This is a genomic window from Limimaricola cinnabarinus LL-001, assembly GCF_000466965.1.
GTDB classification, from domain to species: domain Bacteria; phylum Pseudomonadota; class Alphaproteobacteria; order Rhodobacterales; family Rhodobacteraceae; genus Limimaricola; species Limimaricola cinnabarinus.
The window spans coordinates 1-9,173 of sequence record NZ_BATB01000095.1 but is presented as its reverse complement, the minus strand read 5'-3'; the positions used below and the strand labels follow the sequence as shown (position 1 = coordinate 9,173).

Here is a 9,173-nt window from a genome sequence, read left to right as displayed (position 1 = left end):
TCAAGATGGTGCGCCAGATCGCGCACAAGCATCACGGCGGCAAGAAGCACAAGATCCTGTACCGCGAGCGCGACTATCACGGCGCGACCATCGCCACGATGTCGGCCGGTGGCCAGCCCGAGCGCAACGCGCAATACGGCCCCTATACGCCGGGCTTCGTGCAGGTGCCGCATTGCCTCGAATACCGCGCGCAGTGGGATGTCGAGGAATACGGCCTGCGCGCCGCCGATGCGATCGAAGAGGTGATCCTGCGCGAGGGGCCCGATACCATCGGCGCGCTGTGCCTCGAAACCGTGACCGCGGGCGGCGGCGTCATCACCCCGCCGCGCGGTTACTGGGAACGGGTGCAGGAGATCTGCCGCAAGCACGAGATCCTTCTGCATCTCGACGAGGTGGTCTGCGGCGTGGGCCGTACCGGCGAATGGTTCGGCTACCAGCATTACGGCATCGAGCCGGATCTCGTGACCATGGCCAAGGCGTGGCCTCGGGCTACGCCGCGATCGCCTGCCTCGTCACCACCGAGGCGGTGTTCGAGCAGTTCAAGGACGACAGCGACCCGATGAGCCTGTTTCGGGACATCTCGACCTTCGGCGGCTGCACCGCGGGCCCTGCGGCGGCGCTCGAGAACATGCGGATCATCGAGGAGGAGGGGCTCTTGGCCAATACCCGGGCGATGGGCGCGCGGCTGATGGACAACCTTTGCGCCCTGCAGGACCGGCACGCCGTGATCGGCGATGTGCGGGGCCTCGGCCTTTTCTGCGGGGCCGAACTGGTGGCCGACCGCGCCACCCGCGCCCCGGCGGATGAGCGGCTGGTGCAGGCCGTCGTCACGGATTGCATGGCACAGGGGGTGATCATCGGCGCGACCACGCGTTCGCTGCCCGGTTACAACAACACGCTGTGCCTCGCGCCCGCGCTGATCGCCACCCCGGGCGCATCGACGTCATCACCGAGCCATCGACGGCGCGCTGCGCCGCGTGGCGGGCTGAGCCGCGCTTCCGGCGCGGGGCGGCGGATGCTACCGGGGACGTGCGGGCGCGGTCGCCCTGCCCGTCCCTGCCCGTAGGAAGGCCCCCTAGGATGCCGATCCCGCCCGAGATTTTCCTGCTGCCGCCGGGCAGCGACGCGACGCTGCAGCAGCAGATCCAGCAGATCGTGGCCGAGGCGATCGTCTCGGGGCGCTGCGCGGCGGGCGAGAAGGTGCCCTCCTCGCGCCGGTTGGCTGCGCATCTGGCGTCTCGCGGATCACCATCACGGTCGCCTACAACGAGCTGGTCGCCAACGAATATCTCGTTGCGCGCGATCGATCGGGCTATTTCGTTGCCGACACCGCGCCGCGCCGGCCGCGCTTCGACGACCCGGTGCGGCATGCGCGTCCCGGTGTCGCCTGGGCCGACCGGCTCACCCGCCCGGTCCGCCAGCGCGACGACATCCTGCGCCCGCCGAACTGGATGGATTACCGCTTTCCCTTCATCTACGGCCAATCCGACCCGGAGCTGTTCGACCATGCCAACTGGCGCGCCTGCGCGCTGCGCGCGGTCGGGCGGCGCGACTTCGATACGCTGGCGCAGGACCGCTACCAGAGCGACGACCCGATGCTGGTCGAGTTCATCCTGCGCCACATCCTGCCCCGCCGCGGCATCCACGCCCAGCCCGACCAGATCCTGATCACCATGGGCGGGCAGAATGCGCTTTGGATGATCGCGCAGCTGCTGCTCTCCGACGGAGAGGTCGCGATCGTCGAGAACCCCTGCTTTCCGGGGCTGCGGCGGATCTTCGACCAGATGGGTCATGTCGGGCGGTCGGTGGACGTGGATGCGGGTGGGCTGCCACCGGAGCGGATTCCCGAAGATGCCCAGCTCGTCTTCACCACGCCGAGCCACCACGCCCCCACCAACGTCACCATGCCGATCGATCGCCGGATCGAGATGCTCGAACGCGCCGCGCGCGACGATTTCCTGATCGTCGAGGATGATTACGAGTTCGAGATGTCGTTCCTCGCCCCGCCCTCCCCGGCGCTCAAGTCGCTCGATCAGGACGGGCGGGTGATCTATGTCGGCTCGTTCTCCAAATCGATTTTTCCGGGGCTGCGGCTCGGCTATGTGGTCGGCGACCGGCTCATGATCGAGGAGATGCGCAAGCTGCGCTCGGTGGTGCTGCGCCACCCGCCCAGCCACATCCAGCGCAGCACGGCCTATTTCCTGTCTCTAGGCCATTACGACGCGCAGGTCGCCCGGCTGGCGCGCCATTACGGCCAGCGCCGCGCGATCATGGAGAGCTGCATCAGGGTGCATGGGCTGACCCCCGTAGGCGGCGAGAGCCATGGCGGCTCATCGTTCTGGATGCGTGCGCCCGAAGGCGTGGACACGACCCGGCTCGCGCTCGATCTGCGCGCGGATTCGGTGCTGATCGAACCGGGTGCCGCCTTCTTCGCGCATCGCGCGCCGGACCGGTCGCATTACCGTATCGCCTATTCCTCGATCCCCGCGAACCGGATTCAGGACGGGATGGCGCGATTGGCGCGGGCCATGGAGCGCGCCGTCGGCGGGCAAGGCGGCAGCGCGATGCCCAACGATTGATCATCGCAGGGTCCCAGCCGGCCCCGTGAAATTTTACCGAAGAATTTCATTTACAGAGCCGTGAAAATCGCGGACATTTTTTCATGACTGCCTTGAAAAGCCGGTGCCGCCGCGATGCACGATCCTGATACCCTTGGCCATGACATCCGCGCCTTGCGTGGCGCGCGCGGCATGACGCTGGCCGGACTGGCCGAGCGGCTCGGTCGCTCCGTCGGCTGGTTGAGCCAGGTCGAACGCGGCCTCTCCACCCCGACCGTCGAAGATCTGCACGCCATGGGCGAGATCCTCGGCGCGCCGGTGTCGATGTTCTTCGGCAGCCCTCGCGGCCCTGCCGAGGAGCGCGGCCTCCTGGTGCGCGCCGCCCATCGCCGCGAGATCGGCGAGCGTGACAGCGGGCTGGTCGAGGCGCTGATCTCACCCGATCTGACCGATGATTTCGAGGTCGTCCATTCGACCTTTCAGCCCGGCGCCGCCCTCGACCGGCCCCGCTTCCGCGCCACCACCACCGAGGTGGTCTACCTGCTCTCGGGCCGGCTCGACGTCTGGATCGAGGATCGCGGCTTCACGGTCGAGGCGGGCGACAGCTTTCGCATCAAGGCGCGCCCTACCGCTGGGCCAACCCCTACGAGACCCCGGCCGAGGCGCTGTGGGTCATTTCGCCCCCCGTTTATTGAGGTCCGGCATGTCCCTTCCCTCTACGGCCCGCGTGGTCATCATCGGCGGCGGCGTGGTCGGCGTCTCGGCGCTCTACCACCTTGCCCGCGCCGGCTGGACTGACTGCGTGTTGCTCGAAAAGAACGAGCTGACCGCCGGATCGACCTGGCACGCGGCGGGCAACTGTCCGAACTTTGCCGCGAGCTACGGCGTGATGAACATGCAGCGCCACGGCCTCGCGCTCTATCGCGGGCTGGCGCGGGAGGTCGATTACCCGATCAACTACCACGTCACCGGCGCGGTGCGGCTCGCTCACACTCACGCGCGGATGATGGAGTTCGAGCGCGTGCGCGGCATGGCGGCACATATGGGGCTGGAGATGGAGATCTGCACCCCCGAGGAGCTGCAGGCGCACATGCCGTTCATGGAGACCCTCGATCTCGAGGGTGGGCTGTGGGATCCGCTCGATGGCGACATCGACCCCAGTCAGGTCACGCAGGCGCTGGCTCGCGGCGCGCGCGCCGCAGGCGGCACCATCGCACGTTTCACCCCCGCCACCGGCGTCAGCCGCCGGGGCGGCGAATGGATCGTCCACACCGAAAAGGGCGACATCCGCTGCGACTACGTCGTCAATGCGGCGGGCTACTACGCCGCCCGCATCGGGGAGTGGTTCGTGCCGCATGGCGGCCGCCCGGTGCCGCTGGCGGTGATGAGCCATCAGTATTTCCTCACCGAGGCGATCCCGGAGGTGCGGGCCTGGACCGAGGCGCATGGCCGCAAGCTGCCGATGCTGCGCGATGTCGACAGCTCCTACTACCTGCGGCAGGACACCTATTCGCTCAATCTCGGCCCCTATGAGCGCGACTGCCGGCTCGGCTGGGCCTCGGGCGAGGAGATGCCCGAGGATTTCAGCTTCCAGCTCTATCCCGACGATCTCGACCGGCTGGAATGGTATATCGAGGACGCCATGGCCCGCGTGCCGCTTCTTGGCAGTCAGGGCGTGCAGCGCAACATCAACGGCCCCATCCCCTATGCCCCCGACGGGCTGCCGATGATCGGCCCGATGCCGGGTGTGCCCAACGCCTTTGAGGCGCACAGCTTCACTTTCGGCATCGCGCAGGGCGGCGGCGCGGGCAAGGTCATCTCGGAATGGATCATGCATGGCCATACCGAGTGGGACATGTGGTCATGCGATCCGCGCCGCTTTACCGATCACGCCGATGCTGCCTTTGCCACCGCGAAGGCGATGGAGACCTACGGCCACGAGTACGCGATGCATTTCCCGCGCCACGAATGGCCCGCGGGCCGCGACCGCAAGCTGTCGCCCAATCACGACCGGCTTGGCGCCGACGGCGCGCAGATGGGTGCCTATAACGGTTGGGAGCGGGCCAACTGGTTCGCTCGGCCCGGCGACGATACCTCCGAGGCCGCGACGCTGACATGGGACCGCGCGGGGCCCTGGCAGGCGCGGGTGCGCGAGGAGGCGATCGCGGTGCGCGACGGCGCGGGCGTGATCGACCTCGCGGGCTTTTCGCGCTTTGCCGTCTCGGGGCCCGGCGCGGCCAAGGCGCTGCGCGGCCTGATCGCGGGCGCGCTTCCCAAACCGGGGCGGATGAACCTCGTCTATATCGCCGATGCGCGCGGCCACGTGCTGACCGAGATGTCCTGCATCCGCCATGGCGAGGATGACTTCACCTTGATGACCGCCGCCGTGGCGCAGTGGCATGATGGCGAGATCCTGCGCGCCGCGATGCCCGAGGGTGTCACGGTCAGGGACATGACACGCGACGTGGTCGCGATGCTGGTGACCGGTCCGAAATCGCGCGAGGTGCTGGCCGGGCTGACCGAGGCCGACCTATCGCTCGGTTGGCTGACCCACCAGAAGGCCCGCGTCGCGGGGCGGCCTGCCCTGCTGGTGCGGGTCTCCTTCGCGGGCGAGCTGGGTTGGGAGGTGCATTGCGCCCCCGGTGACGCCTCTGCCGTCTATGACGCGATCCGCGCGGTGGGCGCCGTGCCCTTCGGCATGTATGCGCTGAACTCGCTGCGCATCGAGAAGGGCTACCTGACCTGGAAGGGCGACCTTTCCTCGGATTACGACCTGTTCGAGACCGGCCTCGACCGCTTCGTGCGGCTCGACAAGCCGCAGGATTTTCCCGGCAAAGCCGCGCTGATCCGCAGCCCCGCGCCCCCCCTGCCCGGCGACTGGTAGCGCTCAAGGTCGAGACCGGCGCGCAGGACGCCCCCTACATGGCGGCCGTGTTCCATCATGGCACCCGCGTGGGCGAGGTCCTGTCCTCGGCCTATGGCCACCGCGTCGAGGCCGCGATCGCGCTGGCGATGCTCGATGACGCGACCCCTGCGGGCGCGACCGTCGAGGTCGAGGTCTATGGCCGGCGCCTCACCGCAACCGTGCAGCCCGGCACCTGCCTGTGGGATGCGGACAATGCCCGTATCCGCGCCTGACCCGAAAGGACCCCGACCATGGCACTTCCCCCTGAACAGGCCCGCGTCGTCATCGTCGGCGGCGGCGTCATCGGCTGCTCGGTGGCCTACCACCTGACGCAGCTCGGCTGGCGCGACGTGGTGCTTCTCGAGCGCAAGCAGCTCACCTCCGGCACCACGTGGCACGCCGCCGGCCTCATCGCCCAGCTGCGCGCCACCAAGAACATGACCCGGCTCGCGAAATACAGCCAGGAGCTCTACGGACGGCTCGAAGCGGAGACCGGCGTTGCGACCGGGTTTCGGCGCAACGGCTCAATCACCGTGGCATTGTCGGAGGCCCGCCGCGAGGAGATCCTGCGGCAGGCCTCGATGGCGCGCGCTTCGGCGTCGAGGTCGAGGAGATCGGCCCCGCCGAGCTCAAGACCCGCTACCCGCATGTCAATGTCGAGGACGTCAAGGCGGCGGTTTATCTCGACAAGGACGGCCAAGGCGATCCGGCCAACATCGCGCTGGCGCTGGCCAAGGGCGCGAAGATGCGCGGCGCGAAGATCGTCGAGCGCACCAAGGTGACGGGGTTCGAGAAGAAGGGAAGGCGGATCACCGGCGTGTCATGGACGAACGAGACGGGCGAGAGCGGCCGCATCGCCTGCGACATGGTGGTCAACTGTGCCGGCATGTGGGGCCACGAGGTCGGCCGCCAGATGGGCGTCAACGTGCCGCTCCATGCCTGCGAGCATTTCTACATCGTCACCGACACGGTGCCGGGGCTGACGCAGCTGCCGGTGCTGCGCGTGCCCGAGGAATGTGCCTATTACAAGGAGGACGCGGGCAAGATCCTGCTCGGCGCCTTCGAGCCGGTGGCCAAGCCATGGGGCATGAACGGCATCCCCGACAGCTTCGAGTTCGACCAGCTGCCAGAGGATTTCGACCATTTCGAGCCGATCCTCGAGAGGGCGGTGAACCGGATGCCGCTTCTGGCCGAGACGGGCATCCACACCTTCTTCAACGGGCCCGAAAGCTTCACCCCCGACGACGCCTACCATCTGGGGCTGGCGCCGGGGATGGACAATGTCTGGGTCGCCGCAGGCTTCAACTCGATCGGCATCCAGTCGGCGGGCGGCGCGGGCTCGGCGTTGGCCGCATGGATGGACACGGGCGAAAAGCCCTTCGATCTGGGCGATGTGGACATCGCGCGGATGCAGCCCTTTCAGGGCAACCGGCACTACCTGTTCGAGCGGTCGCGCGAAACGCTCGGCCTGCTCTATGCCGATCACTTCCCCTACCGCCAGAAGGCCACCGCCCGGGGCATCCGCCGCTCGCCGCTGCACGAGCAGCTCCTGCGCGAGGGCGCCGTGATGGGTGAGCTGTCGGGCTGGGAGCGCGCCAACTGGTTCGCCGACCCCGGCCAACCGGCGGAATACGAATATTCCTGGACGCGGCAGAACTGGTTCGACAACGCCGCGCGCGAACACCGCGCGATCCGCGAGAATGTCGGCCTCTACGACATGTCCTCCTTCGGCAAGATCCGCGTCGAGGGGCCGGATGCGGAGGCGTTCCTGAACCATGTCTCGGCCTCCGACCTGTCGGTTCCGGTGGGCAAGATCGTCTACAGCCAGTTCCTCAACGCCTCGGGCGGGATCGAGGCGGACGTGACCGTCACCCGCCTGTCGGAGACGGCCTATCTCGTCGTCACCCCCGCCGCGACGCGGCTGGCCGATCAGGAATGGCTGCGCCGCCACATGGGCGCGTTCCGCGTCGCGCTGTTCGACGCGACCGCCGCCGAGGCGGTGATCTGCGTCATGGGACCACGCTCGCGCGACCTGCTACGGCGCGTTTCGCCGAGTGATTTCTCGAATGCCACCAATCCCTTCGGCACCTGTAGGGAGATCGAGATCGGCATGGCGCTGGCCCGCGCGCACCGCGTCACCTATGTGGGCGAGCTGGGCTGGGAAATCTACGTCTCCGCCGAGATGGCCGCCCATGTCTTCGAGGTGCTGCGCGAGGCGGGCCGCGAGATGGAGGCGCGGCTGTGCGGGCTGCACATGATGGACAGCTGCCGGATCGAGAAGGGCTTTCGCCATTTCGGGCACGACATCTCCTCAGAGGATCACATCCTCGAGGCGGGTCTGGGCTTTGCCATCAAGAAGACCGGCACCGATTACATCGGCCGCGACGCGGTGGCACGCCGCCGCGAGGAGGGGCTGCGCCACAGACTGGTGCAGTTCATGCTGACCGATCCCGAGCCGCTGCTCTACCACGCCGAGCCAATCCTGCGCGACGGCGGATCGTGGGCTATCTCTCCTCGGGCGCCTATGGCCACCATCTCGGTGCTGCCATGGGCATGGGCTACGTCCCCTGCGAGGGCCAGTCGGCGCAGGAGGTGCTCGACAGCACCTACGAGATCGAAGTGGCCGGGCGGCGCGTCGGCGCGAAAGCCTCGCTCAAGCCCTTCTATGATCCGAAATCCGAAAGGGTCAAAGCCTGACCCCTCCCCCTCCTTGCGCGAAAGGTTTGCCAGATGAAGATTCTCGTCCCCGTGAAGCGGGTGATCGACTACAACGTGAAGGTCCGGGTGAAGTCTGACGGGTCGGGTGTCGATCTGGCGAACGTGAAGATGTCGATGAACCCGTTCGACGAGATCGCGGTCGAGGAGGCGATCCGTCTCAAGGAGGCGGGCACGGCGTCGGAGATCGTCGCGGTGTCGATCGGCGTCAAGCAGGCGCAGGAGACGCTGCGCACGGCGCTGGCGATGGGCGCGGACCGCGCGATCCTCGTCGTGGCGGCCGACGATCCGGCGCAGGACATCGAGCCGCTGGCGGTGGCCCAGATCCTGTCGAAGATCGTCGAAGCGGAAGAGCCCGGCCTCGTGCTCTGCGGCAAGCAGGCGATCGACAACGACATGAACGCCACCGGGCAGATGCTCTCGGCGCTCTTGGGCTGGTCGCAGGCGACCTTTGCGTCGGAGGTGAAAATCGACGGCGAGAGCGCGCAGGTGACGCGCGAGGTCGACGGCGGCTTGCAGACGATCTCGGTCAAGCTGCCGGCGATCGTCTCCGTGGATCTGCGGCTGAACGAGCCGCGCTACGCGTCGCTCCCGAACATCATGAAAGCCAAGAAGAAGCCCTTGGACGAGAGGACGCCCGCCGATTACGGCGTCGACGTCTCGCCCCGGCTCGAGGTGGTCAGGACCGCCGAGCCGCCGGAGCGCAAGGCGGGCATGATGGTCGGCTCGGTCGATGATCTGGTCGAGAAACTCAAAGATCTGGGGGTGGTGTGATGGGCGTGTTGCTTCTGGCCGAGGTCACCGATGGCGAGCTGAACCACGACGCCACCGCGCGCGCCGTCGCCGCCGTGGCGCCGTTGGGCGACGTGACGCTGCTTTGCGTCGGCGCCAAGGCCAAGGACGCCGCCCAAGCGGCGGCGAAGATCGAGGGCGTGGCCCGCGTGCTCTGCGCCGAGGACGCGCTCTATTCGCACCGCCTCGCCGAGCCGGTCGCC

The 9,173-nt window shown here is 67.9% G+C and carries 3 protein-coding genes and 4 pseudogenes; all 7 read left to right on the top strand.

The features are described 5' to 3' along the window. Positions 1–989 (top strand): annotated as a pseudogene (locus tag MBELCI_RS17540) (aminotransferase family protein); the annotation flags it as partial. 372 nt (positions 990–1,361) lie between these two features. Continuing rightward, on the top strand, positions 1,362–2,579 hold the full coding sequence (locus MBELCI_RS17535) for an aminotransferase-like domain-containing protein (protein WP_369385490.1): 1,218 nt from the start codon (positions 1,362–1,364) through the stop codon (positions 2,577–2,579). A 114-nt stretch (positions 2,580–2,693) separates the two neighbouring features. Beyond that, entirely contained in the window at positions 2,694–3,356 is a 663-nt protein-coding gene (locus tag MBELCI_RS17530) for a helix-turn-helix domain-containing protein (RefSeq protein WP_369385489.1), read from the top strand. Then, a pseudogene (locus tag MBELCI_RS17525) lies at positions 3,262–5,696 on the top strand (GcvT family protein). The gene MBELCI_RS17530 and the pseudogene MBELCI_RS17525 overlap by 95 nt, the downstream one beginning before the upstream one ends. An 18-nt stretch (positions 5,697–5,714) precedes the next feature. Next, positions 5,715–8,160: pseudogene (locus MBELCI_RS17520) on the top strand (GcvT family protein). Between the two features lie 33 nt (positions 8,161–8,193). After that, positions 8,194–8,952: an electron transfer flavoprotein subunit beta/FixA family protein gene (locus MBELCI_RS17515; protein WP_021695586.1), complete on the top strand. Its 759-nt coding sequence runs from the start codon at positions 8,194–8,196 to the stop codon at positions 8,950–8,952. Next, positions 8,952–9,173 (top strand): annotated as a pseudogene (locus MBELCI_RS17510) (electron transfer flavoprotein subunit alpha/FixB family protein); the annotation flags it as partial. The gene MBELCI_RS17515 and the pseudogene MBELCI_RS17510, both read left to right, overlap by 1 nt.

Excerpts from the sequence above, each read along its gene's own strand:
- MBELCI_RS17530 (WP_369385489.1), top strand. The coding sequence starts at position 2,694 with ATGCACGATCCTGATACCCTTGGCCATGACATCCGCGCCTTGCGTGGC.
- MBELCI_RS17515 (WP_021695586.1), top strand. The coding sequence starts at position 8,194 with ATGAAGATTCTCGTCCCCGTGAAGCGGGTGATCGACTACAACGTGAAG.